General features: G+C 40.1%; 17 protein-coding genes. 3 read left to right on the top strand and 14 right to left on the bottom strand.

Annotation, left to right across the window (positions count from 1 at the left end; genetic code table 11):
• Positions 1-93: 93 nt before the first annotated feature.
• The 3 genes from AC1XUE_RS20785 to AC1XUE_RS20775 all read right to left on the bottom strand — a co-directional run bounded on the left by AC1XUE_RS20785 (position 94) and on the right by AC1XUE_RS20775 (position 2,018).
• Entirely contained in the window at positions 94-324 is a 231-nt protein-coding gene (locus AC1XUE_RS20785; RefSeq protein ID WP_483357906.1) for a hypothetical protein, read from the bottom strand.
• Positions 325-433: 109 nt separating this feature from the next.
• A complete protein-coding gene (locus tag AC1XUE_RS20780; protein WP_483357905.1) occupies positions 434-1,036 on the bottom strand; it encodes an aminotransferase class IV in 603 nt (200 codons plus the stop codon).
• Complete coding sequence (locus AC1XUE_RS20775) at positions 1,014-2,018, bottom strand: aminodeoxychorismate synthase component I (protein ID WP_483357904.1); 1,005 nt, start codon at positions 2,016-2,018, stop codon at positions 1,014-1,016. Before AC1XUE_RS20775 ends, AC1XUE_RS20780 begins: the two co-directional genes overlap by 23 nt.
• A gap of 371 nt (positions 2,019-2,389) precedes the next feature.
• Here AC1XUE_RS20775 and AC1XUE_RS20770 point away from each other — a divergent pair, with 371 nt between their 5' ends.
• Both AC1XUE_RS20770 and AC1XUE_RS20765 read left to right on the top strand, forming a co-directional pair.
• Positions 2,390-3,397, top strand: coding sequence for a YpdA family putative bacillithiol disulfide reductase (locus AC1XUE_RS20770; protein ID WP_483357903.1), 1,008 nt, complete (start codon positions 2,390-2,392; stop codon positions 3,395-3,397).
• A gap of 514 nt (positions 3,398-3,911) precedes the next feature.
• Positions 3,912-4,685 carry a TlpA family protein disulfide reductase gene (locus AC1XUE_RS20765; RefSeq protein ID WP_483357902.1) on the top strand — a complete coding sequence of 258 codons (774 nt, stop codon included), beginning with the start codon at positions 3,912-3,914 and terminating at the stop codon, positions 4,683-4,685.
• A 31-nt stretch (positions 4,686-4,716) separates the two neighbouring features.
• On the opposite strand, the gene AC1XUE_RS20760 is transcribed toward AC1XUE_RS20765, so the two are convergent.
• The gene (locus AC1XUE_RS20760; RefSeq protein ID WP_483357901.1) at positions 4,717-5,844 is read right to left on the bottom strand and encodes a WD40/YVTN/BNR-like repeat-containing protein; all 1,128 of its coding nucleotides are present in this window, start codon (positions 5,842-5,844) and stop codon (positions 4,717-4,719) included.
• Between the two features lie 81 nt (positions 5,845-5,925).
• Between AC1XUE_RS20760 and AC1XUE_RS20755 the strand changes: the two genes are divergently transcribed.
• Positions 5,926-6,228, top strand: coding sequence for a YtxH domain-containing protein (locus AC1XUE_RS20755; RefSeq protein WP_483357900.1), 303 nt, complete (start codon positions 5,926-5,928; stop codon positions 6,226-6,228).
• Between the two features lie 58 nt (positions 6,229-6,286).
• Here AC1XUE_RS20755 and AC1XUE_RS20750 read toward each other — a convergent pair whose 3' ends face one another.
• The 10 genes from AC1XUE_RS20750 to AC1XUE_RS20705 form a co-directional block, all read right to left on the bottom strand.
• Entirely contained in the window at positions 6,287-6,835 is a 549-nt protein-coding gene (locus tag AC1XUE_RS20750) for a DUF4136 domain-containing protein (protein ID WP_483357899.1), read from the bottom strand.
• Between the two features lie 27 nt (positions 6,836-6,862).
• Positions 6,863-7,750 carry a LysR substrate-binding domain-containing protein gene (locus AC1XUE_RS20745; protein ID WP_483357898.1) on the bottom strand — a complete coding sequence of 296 codons (888 nt, stop codon included), beginning with the start codon at positions 7,748-7,750 and terminating at the stop codon, positions 6,863-6,865.
• Positions 7,751-7,788: 38 nt separating this feature from the next.
• A complete protein-coding gene (gene dnaG / locus AC1XUE_RS20740) occupies positions 7,789-9,795 on the bottom strand; it encodes a DNA primase (protein WP_483357897.1) in 2,007 nt (668 codons plus the stop codon).
• A 686-nt stretch (positions 9,796-10,481) separates the two neighbouring features.
• On the bottom strand, positions 10,482-11,450 hold the full coding sequence (locus AC1XUE_RS20735) for a hypothetical protein (RefSeq protein WP_483357896.1): 969 nt from the start codon (positions 11,448-11,450) through the stop codon (positions 10,482-10,484).
• Positions 11,451-11,462: 12 nt separating this feature from the next.
• Positions 11,463-12,758 (bottom strand): MATE family efflux transporter, encoded by a 1,296-nt coding sequence (locus AC1XUE_RS20730; protein ID WP_483357895.1) that lies wholly within the window; start codon positions 12,756-12,758, stop codon positions 11,463-11,465.
• Positions 12,755-14,158, bottom strand: a complete 1,404-nt coding sequence (locus tag AC1XUE_RS20725; RefSeq protein ID WP_483357894.1) for an O-antigen ligase family protein — start codon at positions 14,156-14,158, stop codon at positions 12,755-12,757. The genes AC1XUE_RS20730 and AC1XUE_RS20725 overlap by 4 nt, the downstream gene beginning before the upstream one ends.
• A complete protein-coding gene (locus AC1XUE_RS20720) occupies positions 14,146-15,495 on the bottom strand; it encodes a hypothetical protein (RefSeq protein WP_483357893.1) in 1,350 nt (449 codons plus the stop codon). Before AC1XUE_RS20720 ends, AC1XUE_RS20725 begins: the two co-directional genes overlap by 13 nt.
• On the bottom strand, positions 15,482-16,192 hold the full coding sequence (locus AC1XUE_RS20715; RefSeq protein WP_483357892.1) for an acylneuraminate cytidylyltransferase family protein: 711 nt from the start codon (positions 16,190-16,192) through the stop codon (positions 15,482-15,484). The genes AC1XUE_RS20720 and AC1XUE_RS20715 overlap by 14 nt, the downstream gene beginning before the upstream one ends.
• Entirely contained in the window at positions 16,189-17,331 is a 1,143-nt protein-coding gene (gene neuC / locus AC1XUE_RS20710) for a UDP-N-acetylglucosamine 2-epimerase (RefSeq protein WP_483357891.1), read from the bottom strand. The genes AC1XUE_RS20715 and neuC overlap by 4 nt, the downstream gene beginning before the upstream one ends.
• Positions 17,328-18,332: an N-acetylneuraminate synthase family protein gene (locus AC1XUE_RS20705; protein ID WP_483357890.1), complete on the bottom strand. Its 1,005-nt coding sequence runs from the start codon at positions 18,330-18,332 to the stop codon at positions 17,328-17,330. The genes neuC and AC1XUE_RS20705 overlap by 4 nt, the downstream gene beginning before the upstream one ends.
• Between the last annotated feature and the right edge of the window lie 41 nt (positions 18,333-18,373).

Raw genomic sequence — 18,373 nt, 5'->3', positions numbered from 1 at the left:
TGAAATCTTTAACAACCTGGTGGCTCCAGTTTTTCCAGAGATACTGTATTACTTCTCCAAGATTGCTCAGTGAACTGGGAGACCAGATTACCTCTAAAGCCATTTCTTATAAATATCTCTGACCTGCTCATGTGGAACACCCATTCCGGCTTCTATCTGATCCATAGATGTTTTCGCGTCAGCTATCACCTTATCGGATAAGTCTCCCCAATCTTCTTTCGAATCAAAATCCTTAAATACTGACTTTATTGCATCAATAATATTTTGATCCTCAGTATCCAAAACTCTTTTAGCCAATTCTATTTTTTCTATTTGCAGATCCATGGTCTCACATTTAAATTACGAACTTGATTCAGAAGCTAAACTAAGTCGAGAGGTCAAACGAAAGCGATTTTGTTATTTTATTCCCGAGATCAACATTCATCATGTAAAGTTACAGCATACTGCTGACTTCTAAAACAGGTGCCTCTTCCCAGCCCACCATTGAATTGAAAAGTCTGATATGACTATATTTCTGTATATCCTTTTCAGATATGCTGCAGGTTTCAATTATTCCGTTATCCAGCAGACTTGCTCTCTGTGTACCCTTCAGTAAGCAGGTATCCGGCGTAAACCATTTGCTTCCGTCGAACAGAGCGACATTGTGTACATAGGTGTCAGTGACCATTCCATTTTTGATGATCAGGATTTCGTGAGCATCACCACGTTGTTCAAAAAGGACATTCAGCTCAGGTCTCTTGTCATATTTATAAGTATAGTCAATTTCATTATCATACACCAATTTGATAGTTCTGATTGTTCTGGGTACATATAGTTCCCATTGTACATGGTCGATTTCTGAACCGTATGCGATACGGCACTTGTACAGTGCATCTGAAACTGAATCCGGAATCCGGATCATTTGTGCAAGATCCCAGGCATCGGTGAATTCCCAAAGTTCATTCCTGGTTTTGTTTAAACGCGCCTCATGGTAGCTCAGATTTTTAAACTGCCGGTTTTCTACGGCAATGGTTTCAATGCATAATCTCTGAAGCATGGCGGATCGGTAGATAAATTTTGTCTATGATTTCCTGGTATTCTTGTATCGCCTGACTACTGGCCGTTATCCCGCCACCACTTTTAAAAACCAGGTTGCCATTCTGATTTTCGATGTAGCGGATCATAACCGCACTTTCAAAATTCTCACCGTCAAAATAGCCCATTACACCTGTGTAGTAGCCCCGCTCATATCCTTCTGCTTCTTCAATAATACATTGCGTACTAGGTTTAGGAGCACCTGTAATAGATCCTGCCGGAAGTAATTTCATGATCAGATCTCCGTATTCTCCGTTGAAATTCTCCGGTAAAATACCTGCGACTTCGGAGCTTACCTGTAACAGAACTTTATCGTTCGTAACGATCCGGTCAATATACCTGTATCGCTCCACCCATACTTTTTCGGCGACCATACTCAAGTCATTCCGGATTAAGTCAACAATGGTTGCATGCTCCGCTGATTCCTTTGGATCCGACAAAATCAGCTTCTGAGCGTCAGGAAAGGCGGCATCGATAGTCCCTTTCATCGGGAAGGACGATATGAATTTTCCTTCTTTTATTTTGATAAATATTTCAGGCGAAAAACATACGAAATGATCCCTTTTCCAAAACCGATACGGAGCATCGCTGTGTTCAAAAATGTCGGCTAAAGAAAGATTAGTTTGTATGGGTGTAGGTGCCGACAGATTAACAAGAAAAGAATTTCCTGCGCGGAGGTTGCTGATAACGTGGTCAAATTTCTTCTGATATTCTGTAAACGCGACCGGCGACTTTTGGAACAGAATATTTTCTGGTAAGTCACTTTTTGATCCGATAGCATTAGTAAATCCATTCAGGTTGTATCTGATAGCTGTGGAGTCAATCTGGTCAACACGCCATGCAAGTGGTTTTTCTGCCAGATAGTCAATAAGAAAGACAAAAGGAATCTTTTGAAGTCCCCACGTATTTAGTTGTTCTGTAAATGGCCTTAATGGATCAGTCAATGAGTTTATTTGTAATATTCTTCGAAAGAACTAAAACAGAGGTGCAATTTACAAAGTTCAGAAACCAAATGATGAAAAGAGAAGTTAGAGAATTAAGTAGTTAGAGGGATTTAAAGAAGTGAGGACTCTGGCATCGGGCAAAATTATTATCCTGAGCTCACGGTTTGCAGGAATATAGAAGGGATCTTACAATGCTTTGACAGGTTGAGTAAGAGCAGATGCAGATTACAACAATATATTGGTGAATAAACTGGTGACGATTCTGGTTTAAACCGTGGAGGTTTCATGCAAAAGCTATTGAACTAAAATTTTAAACAGACGATTTCACGACAGCCGACAGCCGACAGCCGACAGCCGACAGCCAAATACATATGCATATACACGACGTAATTATTATCGGAGGTGGCCCGTGCGGGCTGGCGATGGGAATTGAGCTAGCAAAAAGTGGGCTGGATTATCTGATTCTGGAGAAAGGAAATTTGACGGAGTCGATAAGACGCTATCCAAGAAGAATGAAATTCTTCTCAACAGCTGAAAATATTGAGATTGGAGGAATTCCCTTTGCCATTTCCGAAGTAAAAGCGAACAGAAATGAAGCTTTGCAATACTACCGGAAGGTTGCGGGGTACTATCATCTTAACTTTAAATTATTTGTAGATGTAGAAAAAGCGGAAAAGCAGTCGGATGGGACATTTTTAGTTTATGGCAAAGATGGGAATGTTTTTCAGTCCAGAAAGGTGGTACTCGCTACAGGCTATTTTGACGTTCCCCGTATGCTGAATGTTCCGGGAGAAGATCTTCCGCATGTATCCCATTACTACGATGAACCGTTCAAATATTCATATACCAACGTCGTGTTGGTGGGAGGTTCCAACTCATCAGTAGAGGCTGCTTTAGAGCTATACAGGCATGATGCGCATGTTACGATCGTGCATAAGGAAGCCGATTTTCGTACCAAGGTGAAGTATTGGCTTGTACCTGATGTTAAAAATCGGGTGAAGGAAGGTAAGATTCATACACGTTTTAATAGCATTACCAAAGCGATTGAACCAGGCCGCATGCAGATCGAAAACGTGGAAACTGGCGAAACAGAGTGGATCAATGCTGATTTTGTGTTCTTATTGGTGGGTTATCTACCCGATGAGCATTTGTTGTTCAGATGTGGCATTACGCTGGATCCACTTACGAAAGTACCATCTTATAATCCCGATACATTTGAGACGAATGTTGAAGGCCTCTATTTGTGCGGGACTGTGATGGCTGGTGTATTTACAGAGAAAGTATTTATAGAAAATGGACGCGATCATGCTGCAGCCATTGCTGATCATATTTCCGGAAGAGAAATTCGCAAAGTGAAAGATTTGATTGATAGGATTTGATGTATAACAGATTTGGTAATATGATTTGCGGGGAAACTGATTGATATAATAGTATATCGCTTAAAGTACCTTAAAATCAATATCTTAAAAGATGTTAACCTGAATGGATGTATAGAATATTAACATTAGAATTGCGAATAGTTTTTTCGCTGCTTATCTAAAAAATAATATTCTTAACATGAAAAGATGTTTGTCGTTCGTCAGATTTTTTGCCTGCTTGAGTATAGTTTACGGAGTGAGTGGGTGTGCTAAACAAAGTAAGGACCGTGACATTAGCGGAACATTGCGTGGATTGCCAGACGGTATCATGTATCTTAGAGATATGGATTTTAACAAAATTGACTCATGTTCCACCATTGGTGGAAGGTTCCAGTTTCACATAACTTCCCAAAAATTTCCCGAACCTGCTTATGCCACAATGTTTCATTGTGCAACGAAGGATAGTACTTTGCGTTTTTTTCAATTTCCTACAAAACGAAAGATAAAAGGTTATCCAGTAACTAGGGATCGGTTTATGTTGGATCAGGAAGGTATATGGATCAACGGGACAATTACGGAATCTTTCTTTGCTACTAAAAGAGTTTCTTGTAAGATTGATGGTGTCGTTAAATTTGGTAAGCAGACCAATGCCTTATTAGCAGACACGCTTAATTTAAACGGAAAGGTCAAACTAGATGACATGAAAAGAGTGATTGTTGCAAATCCTTTTTCATATCACCAGCTATATAACGTGAAAAGTATTTTACATTCTCTGTCAGAAAAACAAATACTTTCTCTTTTGAATTGTTTTGATAAGGATGTGCTTGCCAGTAAGACAGCCTTGGATATGAAAAATTATGTGGCGTCGAGAGGTCAAAAGAGGCTGTACCATACAAGTTTGATTGATTCAGCCGGAAAACAGCATTCTGTTCTTAACGCAAATGCGAAATTGAATATGGTTATTCTGTGGGCTTCCTGGTGTGGTCCATGCATTAAAGAAATACCGCAGTTGAAAGATGTATATCAAAAGTTTGGAGCGAACCAGAATTTCAACATGGTGTCTGTATCTGTTGACCGGGATAAATTGCAATGGGAAAATAGATTGAGAATAGAAAACATGCCCTGGAACCAGCTTTTGCTTGAAGGAACCAATGCTGATTACTACAAAGAAATATTTGATGTGAACAGCTCGATTCCAACTATACTTTTTTACGGCCAAAATGGTAAGCTATTAAAGCGGTATATAGGATATGACGCCAAAAATAAAGATGAAATATTCAATTTAGTAGCTTCAAACATTGATAAATAAGACAAATGCCGGTTTGGGCCGGCATTTTCTACTAATCCACAAACTTTATTCTTCTTCGTTTATTCTTCGAGGAGATATTGTCAATCTTTCCAATCAGCCCCTTTCCGCCAACCGCATAGCCGACATTTCCTGAAAAGCTGACAGAGTGAAATGGCTCAGTTCCAAGTACACTCCATGATTTTCCTTTATCAACCGAGTAACTGCTACCAGATGGTCCTGTTGCAACCAGTGTATAGTTATCAGCTCTGACCTGCGTGTCTCCATTCCAGACTGCATTCGCTTTGTGATAGATGGCAACACATTCTTTAAGTCCGGTTGGCTTTGTCATGCTTTCCAATTTCCAGGTAGCACCACCATCTAAAGTTGTAAGTACGTTAGTTGTCGAATCGGTTGTTCGTTTATAATCTCCGCCTACTGCAATTCCGTGAGTGGGAGATAGAAATCGTAACGCAAATATACCGCTGGTAGGCCCGGCAGGCATTGGTGTTTCGGAAACTTTCCATGTTTTTCCATAATCCCCAGACCGAAATACTCTTGCTTTTGTACCTCCACCCGAGCCTATAAATACATGTCCTTTTCCATGTGTCAGGATGCTGGTGCCGCTTGCAGCAAAACATGCTTCTCCGGGAATCACGTCAGGCCGGTTTACAGCAGGTAGTTCCGTCCACGATTTTCCTCCATCTTCTGTAGTAAGTAAAAACAATTTTCCATCTATGGGATCACCCAAACAAATACCTCTGTTTTTATCCCAAAAGTCGATTCCATCCAGAAAAGCCCCATTTTGTGTAGTTTGATACACAAGACTCCAGGTGGTACCACCATCTTCGGTGCGGTATATCTTTGCCTTACCTTTTTCACCTTCTCCTGAACTCATTGCAATAGCTGTTTCCCGATCAAAAGCATGTATATCTCGAAAATCAAGCGAATCTGCTTCGGGGATTTTCACGGTTGTCCACGACTTACCAGCGTCAAGCGTTTTATATACATTACCCCCTGTTCCGGCGATCCAGCACACATTTGAGGTTACCGCATGCACAGCTCTCATATGTGCTTTGGATTTGATGTCAAGCACTTTCCATTGTCCGTATGCACTGGGATAAATAAAAGCCAAAACGATTAATAATGCCGGAAGAATCTTGCGAAACAAGTTAGAAAACATGGCTTTGGGTTGATATGGCACAGTATTTTGATTAGTTTAGGGATAATTTAATTTATCATCACACAAAATAAGACAATTCATATGAACAAGAATCAAAAATTTCTGATAGGATCGGTAGGTGCATTGTTGACTGGTATCGCCATCGGACTTTTGGTAGCTCCAAAAAGCGGAAAAGAATCACGCAAACTGATCAAAAATAGAGCGAATGATCTGGGTGACAGCGCGAAAGGTCAGTATGACAAAAGCTTTGAAGAATTAGCGATTCTTGCAGAAAAGCTTAAAGACGGCTTTTTGAAAAATGTAAGTACAGCTAAAGAAAAAGCAGGTACAGTTGCAGAAAACGTAAATGATAAAGTTCGCGGAGTTGTGAACAATAACGCTTAATACCACAGCGTATAGATCTAAGAGGTTGGTCATCTGAAAAGATGCCAACCTCTTTTTGCTATGGTATCTTCATGAAAATTTCACTGATGGCATCATTAATATTATCTGCGATATCCCGGTTTTTTTCTGGTAATACGCCTTTTGCACCTCCTTTCCATACCAGTTTATCATTACTCGCGTCAACCAATTCTATAAGGATTGTACCCTCCTTATACTTTCCAACGGGAACTTCTTCACTTTTCCAGGAGTAGCGACGCTGTCCCATGTATCTTGGATAGCCATCCGTCAGAAAGTTAGTTTCTCTGGTCTGCACTTGTTCTTTTACCAATAAAGCCAGATTTATTTTCAAGGCAGGTTCCTGCGCCTCGTTTAATCCCTTTTTTGCCATGTTGGCTGCTACTGCTGCTTTCGTTACAGTAATGTTTTTCTCAAATATTGGTGAACTGGCATTACCTTGTGTGTCAATATCGTAAAATCCAAAAGTAGGGTAGTCGGCAAGACGAAATCCTTTCTCCTGATCCGGTTTTAATAACCGGTAGGATGTTTTACAGTTGGTTAATATCAGAGCTAATGGAAGTAAGAGCAGAAATAATCCTGAAGTCTTCATGTGCGAAATTTTTAAATACAGATATAACTATTTTCGTTCAAGCGCCGTGAACTTCATAAAAAGCTTTGCCAGTGGTGAGGGCTGACCCTGGCGATATACAAAGGAAAACATGCGCTGAATATCAAGCCCTTCTACATCTACAATAGCGAGCCGGTCATCTAGCAATTCCTGCTTAATACTATAAATGGAAAGAAAGGCATAGGCTTCTGAAAATACAAGGTAATTTTTAATGCTTTCAGTACTACCAAGCTGCATATGCACATTTAGCTGATTATAGGTTAACCCGAAGGAAGATAGATGGTTATCGATGATTTCAGCAGTACCTGAGCCACTTTCCCTCACGAGCAAAGGAAGGCCGGAGAGTTCCGTTGCTGAAATCAATCTTTTCTTACTACTGTTTTTTGTGCCAGTTACAAGTACGATCTCATCCTGCAAAAAAGTAGTGTACTTCAGATCGGTATGACGTACAGGACCTTCCACCAGACCAAGATCTATTTTTTTACGCAACAAAAGCTGTTCAATGTCAAGCGAGTTGGCGTTCGTGAGTTCAATACGAATTTCAGGAAATCTGCTATGAAAATAAGCCAGGTATTGAGGAATAACGTATTGAGCAATGGTTGTACTTGCTCCAATTTGCAGAACGCCTTCTGTTCTGTTCTGCAACAGATTGATGTCAAACTCCAGCTTTTGGTATTGTTCAAAGATCAGGTGTGCATGCTGAAGGAGTACCTCTCCTGCCCGGGTCAGTTTGATCTGCTTCCGGCTTCTGTCGAATAAGGTGATAGCATAGTATTGTTCCAGTTCCTTAATGTGTTTCGTTACAGCCGGCTGACTGATGTGCAGCTGTTCTGAGGCACGGTTAAAATTAAGTGTCTGTGCAACCGTATAAAACACCCGTAAACGAAAATCAGCCATAAGGTCGAAAGTGTGTTAAAGCATCATTAAATCAAGCATTAACCTACTACATTTCCCAGTTCCTTTGCAGCAGCCATACTTATTCCTTTGTAAAACAGATATTCTTTCATAACAGCAATCTCCTCTTCAACCGATTTAGCCTGAATCTGTTGTTGCTGACAGACCTTCATTTTTTCTTCCACAAATGCTTTTTTAAGTCTCAAAATATTGATGAAAGCAGTTTTATCCAAAACATCTGTTTCGAAGGGAACATAGATCTCAAATTTTTCAGACCATAATTCGCTTAACTCATATTTAGGGGTAAGCCAGTCAATCGTCATATTTCGTATTTCAGACTCATGATGATTCAGGAAGTATTCTGTAGACAATATGGAATTACGCCCAAGATGTTCTCTGAACAACGTCAACAAATGACTAAATACAGTATCCTTAAAATTTATCCCCTCAATTTCTCCTAAAACGTATTGGGAAACTGTTGTACCAGGTTCAAGCTCCCTGGTTCCGTATAGGACAAGCAATTTGATAAATGCCTGCTCCTGATAATAAAGTCTGGAATGTTGAACCAGTGCTTCCTGTTCTTCTACCGGAGTCCCGAAAAAATCAGCAGGTGGGCCTTCGAACGCGATTGGTTCAAATGGGTTAGGCTCTGGAGCTGAAAGTTGTATGTCCACCGGGGACGAAGGTACAAAACCAGGTTGACGGTTAGTTCTTTCCTGTGGCTTTTGAGATTGCTGTTTACGAAGAAGCTTATTTCCCTCAGTAATCAACATCTGTTCATCCACTTTCAGCATATCAGCCGTCCTATGGAAGAAAACCTGCCGTTTTATAGCATCAGGTATCTTAATAATACTATTTACTACCTCGCCGATAACTGCTGCAAGCCGGAATGGATCGTTGCCTGCGTCCTGCAGTAATGTTTCTGTTTTGAATGTAATAAAGTCTTTCGATGCTTTTTTTAGATACTCCTTGAAAGCTTCCGCACCTACTTTCCGTACATAGCTGTCGGGATCATCACCATCAGGAAAAAGCAGAATACTCACATTTAAACCTTCTTCCAGTACAAGGTCCAGCCCTCGAAGTGCAGCTTTGATACCGGCCACGTCACCATCATAAAGAATGGTTACGTTTGGTGTAAAGCGACCTATGAGTTTTATCTGCTCAGTGGTAAGTGATGTTCCTGAAGATGCTACCACATTTTCAATACCTGCCTGTTGAAGTGAAATAACATCTGTATATCCCTCCACCAGATAACAATGATCTTGTTGCCTGATCGCATTTTTTGCCTGATATATCCCATACAATACATCACTTTTATGGTATACCTCAGTTTCCGGAGAATTGAGATATTTAGGCTGGTTTTTGTCTGTTTTTAATATCCTGGCACCAAAGGCGATGACCTTACCGGCAACATTATGTATCGGAAAAATGACTCTACCGCGAAAACGATCATATCCACTTGTATTACTGCCTTCTTTATGTATCAGCAACCCGGCTTTTTCCAAAACCTCGGCAGAATAACCCTTCTCTAAAGCTTCCTTCGAAAAAGAATCCCATTTATCCAGACTATAGCCCAGCTCAAATTTCTTAAGTATATTATTACTGAATCCCCGTTCACGGAAGTAGCTCAGACCAATCGCCTGGCCTTCTTCATTTTCATGCAGATGTTGTTGGTAGAAATTTTTGGCATAATTAAGAACTATATAGAGGCTTTCCCGTGCATTCTGCCTGACGGCTTCTTCATTGGTTACTTCTTCTTCTGCAACCTCTATACCATATTTATCAGCAAGGTACCGCAGGGCTTCACCATAGCCAATACCATCAACATCCATGACGAATTTGATGGCATCACCGGCGGCCCCACATCCAAAGCACTTGTATATCTGCCTTACAGGGTTTACATTGAAAGATGGTGTTTTCTCATTGTGGAATGGACAGCATGCAGAGTAATTAGCTCCCTTCTTTTTTAATGACACGAAATCTCCTACAACCTCCACTATATCAGCGGCTTGCTTGATTCTGTCTACGGTTTCAGGATTAATACGCATATTAAAATTATTAGCGGGGTAGTGTTTTGAATACTTTGGAGCGACTACCGGTAGTTAACAGGTTTTCCAGTTTTTTTGTCCATTTTTCATCCAGAAATTGAACGAAGAGAAATTATTTAACAAAATAAGTACATCCCGATGGTATTTCATAGTAGAATGACCGTACAATAGGGAGCTATAACTTGAACGGGAATTTGAATAGGTCTATCAGGGCTTTATTTTCTGCGGTGATAATGCGTGTCGATACAACAATTGTTGTAAATATTACGTTTATATGAACAAAGACCGATGGTAGAAGTGGCCAGAGCTGCTTAAAAGCGCTGCATGCAAAACATAGTTTAGTCTTAAAATAAACTGTCCATTGGAAAGATTACAGAAGGGAACTAGTAATAATTTTGTAAACTTATACGCTGATAGTAAGAGGTAGACTGCTCAGGAATCGTTTTTGGACTATAAACCGTCAACTTTTTATTACAAATTGCTTAGAATGCAGAAAATCATTACTTAAAGTTTTTTTGTGATAACTTTAATTTGTTATTTTGCGGTATCAATTCAAAATGAAGATTTCTTAATAACAGATATATAGAAATTAAAAATATAGTGTGTGTATAGTGTGAAACAGGGCATGGAAGTTTTTCTATGCCTTTGTTTTTTTATAGTATTTCTACAGTTACATATTTTCCTAGTTACGACCTTCCCAGGTAAGTACGATATAAATGAAGTAATGTTTCCATAATATTGACTTGGCTGCATTGAGCTGGTTTGTACGCAAGCTTGTCTTCCAGATATTTTACCAAATCCAGATTTTCAATATCCTGATATACTGTGCAACCATGAGGGCGCGGGACACAATCAGTGGCGAAGACTACCAGACCTTTGTGCAGAGCCTCATGTACAGATATCGAATCTCCGTCTGTGATAGTGTTTCTTATCATCGCATCTGCATAATCCAGAATGTTTAGAAAGTCGTGCTGGATTGAAATGAAGCGAATATTAGGAGATATGATTTTTCTTAATGTGATGTAGGAGAGGTATTGCCCGGAAGAATCTGAAATGATCAGTCCTGCTCTTGGTGTAGATGCAAATACATCTATCAAATCTGAAATGCCATAAATTTCCCTTCCGGATCTATCAAATGACAGCGTACTTGCATTGGTACAGAATAGATAGTCATGATCTGCGGCAAAGGTCTGAATCAACAATGAAATGCCTGGTGCAAGGGGATTCTGAAATGTGGCAGGAATATATGCACCAATACAGATCGTATTGGAGTTCAGTTTTAAAGCTTTTAGTTCGCTGTATTCATTCTGAACAATTGGTACAGTACAGTATTTGCAGGCAAGTAACGTCAATAGGTTGCGAAACCTTCCATACCTGCCGATATTCCCGTGGAAGGTAATAAAGAGTATTTTTCCGGTAAGTTTTGAAAAAATAGCTGTTAAGAACTGGAAGTAGGGATTAGAAGTGTGCAGGTGAATAATATGGTGATGAAGGATTTGGGTTATAATGGTTCTTAATGATGTGCAGCTTATATCAAGAAAGTTAAAATGCGTAAATCCTACAATGTGTAACTGTTCTAAAAGTCTGGACACGTGGATGGTCACACCTCCGATAGGGGGAGGAATTTTACCAATAATAAGAATTTTATCCTTCATGAATTTCCGAAACTAAAATCTGTGATATTTCCGAAATAATCTGCTTTTCAAAGTGTTCCAGTCACCTTTTTTCGGTAGCAATAATGAGATGAGTTTGTTGTCGGAATCTCTCAGGATCAGGGATATACAAATAAGTGCAGTTGCCAGTGAGGATAATACGGAAGATAAACATAAGCCCGTAACACCATACACAGGGCATAATAAAATACAGGCGACAACAAATGTCAGGATGCCAGCCAGATATATGTAACTAACTATCACGGTTTTCCCGGTAGCAATAAGATGATTCACAGACAGTGTTGAAATGCCATGCGTGAGTATACCTGGGGATAAAAGTATTAAGAGCGTCCAACTTTTATGATATAGTTCTCCAAACAAGTAGATAAAAATGGACTCGCCTATTGCCACCATTAAAATGAGTGCGGGGATCATTACTATGTTAGCATAACGTATTGCCTTTATCAGTATAGATGAGCGAGACTCGGATTTCAGAGCTTGATTGAAAATAATAGGAGTTCCTGCGGTGTAGAGGATCAGAAGGGCTTCTGAAAGATTTGAAGCAAGTATAAAATGACCAAGGTCGCTCGCAGAAAGATAATGATTACCTGCCAAAACCGCTAACCGAGCCAAACCATATTGTAAGATGACGATAGGAAGCATCTTAAGGGCCATACTGATAAATTCAGTTGTTATTTTGAAATTAATTGCAAAATGAAAGCTGAAGAAGTTGGTTTGGAAGAAGCTAATACCTGCCATCAATGTCCAGTAAGCCATTTGTCCGGCTACTACCATCTTAATCGGAACTGCGACAATAAAAGCATATCCCATCAGGATGGTTTGTATTGCCAAAGGAATAATTTGTGACATTGTATATCCCTTGAAATGTCCCTGTCCTAATAGAAACATGGGCAATGTCATGGATAAAATAATTACAGGGAGAAAAAGGATCAGCTTTTCAAATATTGCTTTTGCGGAACTGTCATGAATAAGTTGTTCATTAAATATTTGTGTGTTAAAGAAATAGACGAGCGATAAGCCCAATATGCCCAGAGCGAGCGATGAAGCAAATGTAATCGTGAGTACTTCATTTCGGGCATTAGGGTACTTGGCAGCGATAAACTGAGTGGCGGGAACTGTGCCCAGGGTACTCCATCTTGCAAAAAGAATGGTAAGATTAAGTGCATTTCCAAATGATCCCAGAGCTGATGGTGTCAGTGTGCGGGTAAGTAATACTCTTGACAACAACAGAAAAGCCATTGCGAAAACCTTCGTGAAAAATGTATACGAAAACGATTGAAGAATGTTCATATCGTCACAGCTACTGAATTTTCAAGATCATTCCGACTGACAAAATAGAAATATATAACCATCAGCAGCATCGGAGCTATACAATTTATACTAATACTTTTCCCGGTCAGAATCACAAAGGTGCTGCCCACGCTATGGTTGAAGATCAGGAAGAAAATAATGGAAAGCAGAAAAATGGGGTTCTGTATGGAGTTCCTGTTTCTGATCAGGGTAAGTACTAATCCGGCAAACAGAGAATAAATAAGTGCAGCACCTGTTATTCCTTGCTCGGATAAAACGGTATACCATAATGAGTGGGCTTCTCTGTAGCCAGGTCCCAGCACCTCAAAACTCCCTGTTCCATTTCCGAAAAGTGGCCGGTCCCGAAAAAGTTGGTAGGCAATTTCATGAATTTCTGATCTGCCACTTAGCTTTTCCAGATTGTTAATTACAGCAGATAACGAATCTACATCTGCGAATCTTAAAGTCCAGAAGTACATCAGATCGAGTTGCCCGGCAATTTGTAAAATATCTGGTAGACAAAAATAGGTTGTTCCAGCTATCGCAATTACCCATCTGAAGTGAATGAAAGATGATTTAAAGAGACAGCTCAATACCATGAAAGGTAAGACAATCAACAGAGCTCCTCGGGAGAAGGAGAGAAGAACAACTGTCAGGAAAATCGCTGATAATCCCATTTTACTTAAAATGCCCAATCCATTTCTCACCGCATATTGCATACTAAATGGCCAGAGCAGTATGAAATAGGCCATGGTTGTATTCGTGTCAGCGATGTTTCGTGTGGCTAAAAGATTGTCGGTGCCTTTATAGCCGGCGCTGAGGTACACCAAAGCGATTGTACCCAAACAAAGCGTGATGAACAGGATGCTTATATATTTCTCAGTTTTTACACTGAAATCAGTAGCTTGAGCAGCAATACCCAGATAAACAAATAACAAGGGTATAGTAAAGACATACATGATAATTCCTCCTAATAATATCTGTGGTAAATTGGGAGAGATAGCCAGGAAAAAGCAGCTGGAAATAAGCCATGTCAAAATAATGGTAATGGGAGCCTTGTTGTATCTGGTAGGAATACTAGCCAGAAAGTGAAGCAAATAAAGATCCAGAATTATGAAGGGTGTAAGTCGCCAGAGGGAGTTGCCACCTGTAGTAAAGTGGTATCGTTGAAAAATGTGAAAGAACTGAGTGAAAACAGGAATGGAAAGTACAAAAAACAGTTTATGCCGGGAAAATGTAAATAGTGATACAGTAGTGTAAATGATAAAAAGGATCACTCCGAAACTTTGAAAAGCACTTTCTCCTACATGAAGCAGGTTTTGAACAAGCGCTGATAAAACCGTTGTCAAGGCCAGTGAAATAGTAAATTTCTTGATGATATCCCGAATTATCTCAGCCATTGATTAATATATTTCATGGTAGTTTGCATCGCAGGTAGTTTTGTTTGAGGGATAAAATCAAGCAGTTTCTCCCGGTTATCAATCTCTTTTTTTTCGATAATCAACTTATCCAGGTGCAGGAATAATTCTGCCTTGCTGTAAGCAAATTGATCAATACCAAGACTGTTTAATGCCAGCTGGTGAGAATAAGAGTAAAGTCGCTTCACAGATAGATGCTCTGGTAAATGCGCATCGCCATCATAGGCAATACTTATTATCGGTTTGTTACAAAGAGCTGCTTCAAGGCGAATGGTGGATGCAACTTGTACACAAACCGTACATTCCCTGAGTAAATAGGCGAGCCGCTGCAGATCGTTTAAATCCGGAACGGATGAATTTTCTGTTATGGGTTTAACAGTTTCTATTTCTAGAAGACGGTGATTCTTGTACTTCTGATATTTTGAAACATCATCGCCGGGATGACAGCGTAAAAGAATCAAGATGTTATTTCGCAGAACAGCATATTCCATCAAATGATCCAGAATATCAACCTGGTTTGGGAAGTGTTTTACTGCACTCGTAGCAAAAAGTATAGTCAGGCGGGAACCGGGGATATAGTCAAATAAATGATCGTCGGAGTGGAGTATTTCAGATCGCTTGTATATGTCGAATCTTGGAATTCCTGCAATCTCAACCCTGGCTTGGTGATGACTTAAAACAGAATAAAATCGGTGATATTCTTTCGCCATGATACTATTCCATACCAGCACACAGTCATGATCTGAATTAATTACTCCCTTGGATGTAAGATTATCCCAACTGATGACAATCGCTAAGGAGCGTACATTTCTCTTTTTGAGATCATTGACGATCATGTTTTCTCTCATATCGAGTGGAGAAGTCGAGATTACTCCGTCGAAGTGAAAAGGGTCTAAAAAGTTGATAGCAGGATACTGAATGATAAACGTTCTCAAAGACCGAAGCAAAAATGCAGACAGATAGCGGAATGAAGTAAAAGCATGTATTGTTGTAATTAAAAATCGATACAGCAATGGCAATTCACCGTTTTTAATCTGCTGTGTTTTTACCTGGAAATAACTCATAAACAGTAGTTTCTCAAGCCTTCTTGCGATTTTCAGTAAAACCGGCTCCTCGTAGATCCGGAGATTGCTGCGGTGGATATGAATATTGAAATTTCGGTTAATGATTGATTTTACTTCCTCGTCAATGATATCTGAAAGTACATAAACTTCATATTCTGTAGCCAGTTTCCTGATTAATCCGCTATGGATTATATTCGTCGCAGCATATCCGTTCGTGATAAGCAGAAGTAATCGTTTTTTGTTAGTAGCGTCCATTGTTAATCCAGATTTCGGCTTGTTGCCAGTCTTCGGTAGTATCAATGTTGATATCTGCTCCTGTTTGATTCAGTAAACCGGTTGGATATTCTCCTAATATTTTGCCATTTCGAATGAGCTCCGTACTGGTGATATATATTTGCCCATCCCTATAAAATGTGTCGGGCAGTTCCTGCCGGCGGGGAATGAGATTTTTTTCACCTGTAGAAATTGTCAGTTGTCCGTTGATATTTTCGTATACCCAATGCGGATTGTATTTATTGGGTACCTTTTTTATCGTTACCAAACTATCTGACTTGGTATTCAGAACGGTTGCTACAGCCAGATCAATGAGTCCGGTAGGCCTGAATGGGCTAGTTGGTTGTAATAAACAGACATAATCGAAACTGACATTTACTGCGTCATAGTACTCAACAGCATGTTGTAAAACTTTAATAGATGGGACTTCATCACCACTAAGTATATCCGGGCGGAAAAACGGTACATGTATGTTCGGGAATTTATTGGCGGAAGCTGCAATGTTGTGGCAGTCTGTTGATAGAATGACCCTACTTAGCGACTGCGCCTCATTGACTGACTCAAATGTGTATTGAATCAAAGGCTTTCCACCGAGCATTCGAAGATTTTTGCCCGGAATCCCTTTGGAGCCGCCTCGTGCAGGAATGACAGCGAGAATGTGAGGTTCGTTATACATCATGTTGTTCTATCCAGAAGAAGATCACTCAGAATGTTTGCTATATATTCGCCCGTATTTCCCTGTCCGTACAGGTGATTACTCGTGTATGGCTTATGCTCGATTTGCTTCTCAATGGCTTTCAGAATGTCATTGGCGTTATGATCAGTGTCAATGACATTCGCAGCGCGTTCCCGTCCTTTTTGCCTGTTTCCTATGTTAACGACCGGAACTCCCAATACCGCTGATTCCCGTATACCCACACTGGAGTTTCCGATAAGGCATTTTGCATTTGATATTAATTTCAGGAAATCTTCGGGCGACATGTTCCGAAAGAAATGAATAGGAGTTCCTGGATTTTTCTCTCTGTAGCTCCGTATTTGTTTGGCAATTTTATCGGTTCCGGGATCAGCATTTGGCCAAAACCAGAACGCTGGTAATTTTTGTTTCTCTATGGCAAGGAATGTCTGTTGTATTTGCTTATCCGCCGAAAGATATTCTGTTGTTACGGAGTGTTGCATCACAACCAGATAGCCTTTTGTATGATCGAATGATGCACCGACACCACCGTATTTAATAAACGGATCAAAGTCCAGTAGTTTGCTTTGAAGAACATCAAAGGCAATATCTATGGAAGGACAACCGGTTTTAAAAACCCGCTCCGGATTTACTCCCATTCTTATTACTCTTAGCTTCGCCTGTTCAGTGGCAACAAAATGAAAATCGGCTAACTGTGTTACAGCGTTTCTAATTTTATCGTCGATGTTACCACTTATTTCACCTCCCTGTATGTGAACTAAGGGAATGTTCATAGTGGCCGACGCCAAAGCTGTTGCAACGGTTTCGGAACGATCAGCTATTGTAATAACAAAATCGGGTTTATGATGTGCAAAAAAAGTGGATAGGTCGATGATAGCCAGAGCAATTGTCTTGGGTACATCTGCCAGGCTGCAGCTTTCCAGTATATTTGATAACTGGGCCTGAATGCTGAAACCATCTCGAATGATCTGATCAATAGCTGATCCGAACTTCTCGGATAATGCACTGCCTGTTACAACAAGAGTCAGCGATAGAGACGGATGCTTGTCAATTGCACGGAGAACAGACTTTACCCTGCTGTAACTCGCTCTTGCTGTTATCACCACACATATATTGCGTTTCATAGGATGTCATTTTCCGTGATAAAATCCCATTGTGCCAGATCCCTGGTAAGTCTTTTGCCAATTACTATTTCGAAATTTCCGGCAGGTACACCTTGTCCGGCTGGCTTCTTTGTCTCAAGATCATTAATGGTAAGGATATGGCCTGCAGGCAAATCCACATTTACAGACAATGATTTTTCAAAAAGTCTTTTCATTTCTTTATAACCTCCGTGATCTGTCTTGTCAACCGGTTGTTTGAGAGCTGTCTCAATTTTTCTGATCCCCGTAATTAATTGTTTAATCTGTTGGGGTGTAAGAGAAGATGATGCATCCGGGGCAGTACTATTTTTACTCTCAGTGACATGAAATTCAATTATTTCAGCGCCCACTGTAGCAGCAGCCAATGACGCGAAAATGTCTCCTGAATGATCTGAAAAACCTGTTGATACCTGATATCTTTTCTTCAGCTCAATAATCTGATTCAGCCCCCACTGTTCCTCTGTAGAGGGATAAGCAGAAGCGCATTGTAATAGTGAGAAACTCGCATTTCTGTTTTTAAGAAAATGACAGGTAATATCAAGTTCCGGGATAGAGCTCATTCCTGTAGAGATAATCATTTCTTTTCCTGTTCTGCTGATCATATCAAGCATCAATAAGTTAGAGGTATCACCCGAGCCAATTTTAAATCTGTTAACATGCAGCCTTTTGAGTAGATCAACAGCCTGAATTGAACAAGGTGTCGCCAGGAAATCAACAGCGGCATTCTTACAATGCATTTTTAATCCGGCCCATTCTTCCGGGGTAAACTCCATTCTTTTCCAGTATTCCATTCGGGTCTCTTCTCTTTGAGGAGGAATTCGGAAAGAGTCGAAGATACTGCTCTCTGCATCTGCGATGTGAATTTGAAATTTGACTGCGTCAACGCCTGTGGTAGCAAGCAAATTAATGTAGTTATGTGCTGCCTCTATACTACCGTCATGCGCCTGACCTACATCTGCAATTGAATATATAGCTGAATTCATTACTGTTGACTTTTTGATTTCAGATTGGCAGGGATCGTTGA

Source organism: Dyadobacter sp. HNCC25DJ187 (genome assembly GCF_056895255.1).
The sequence above is the reverse complement of the archived record's forward strand: the minus strand, read 5'-3'. Positions and strand labels throughout refer to the sequence as shown.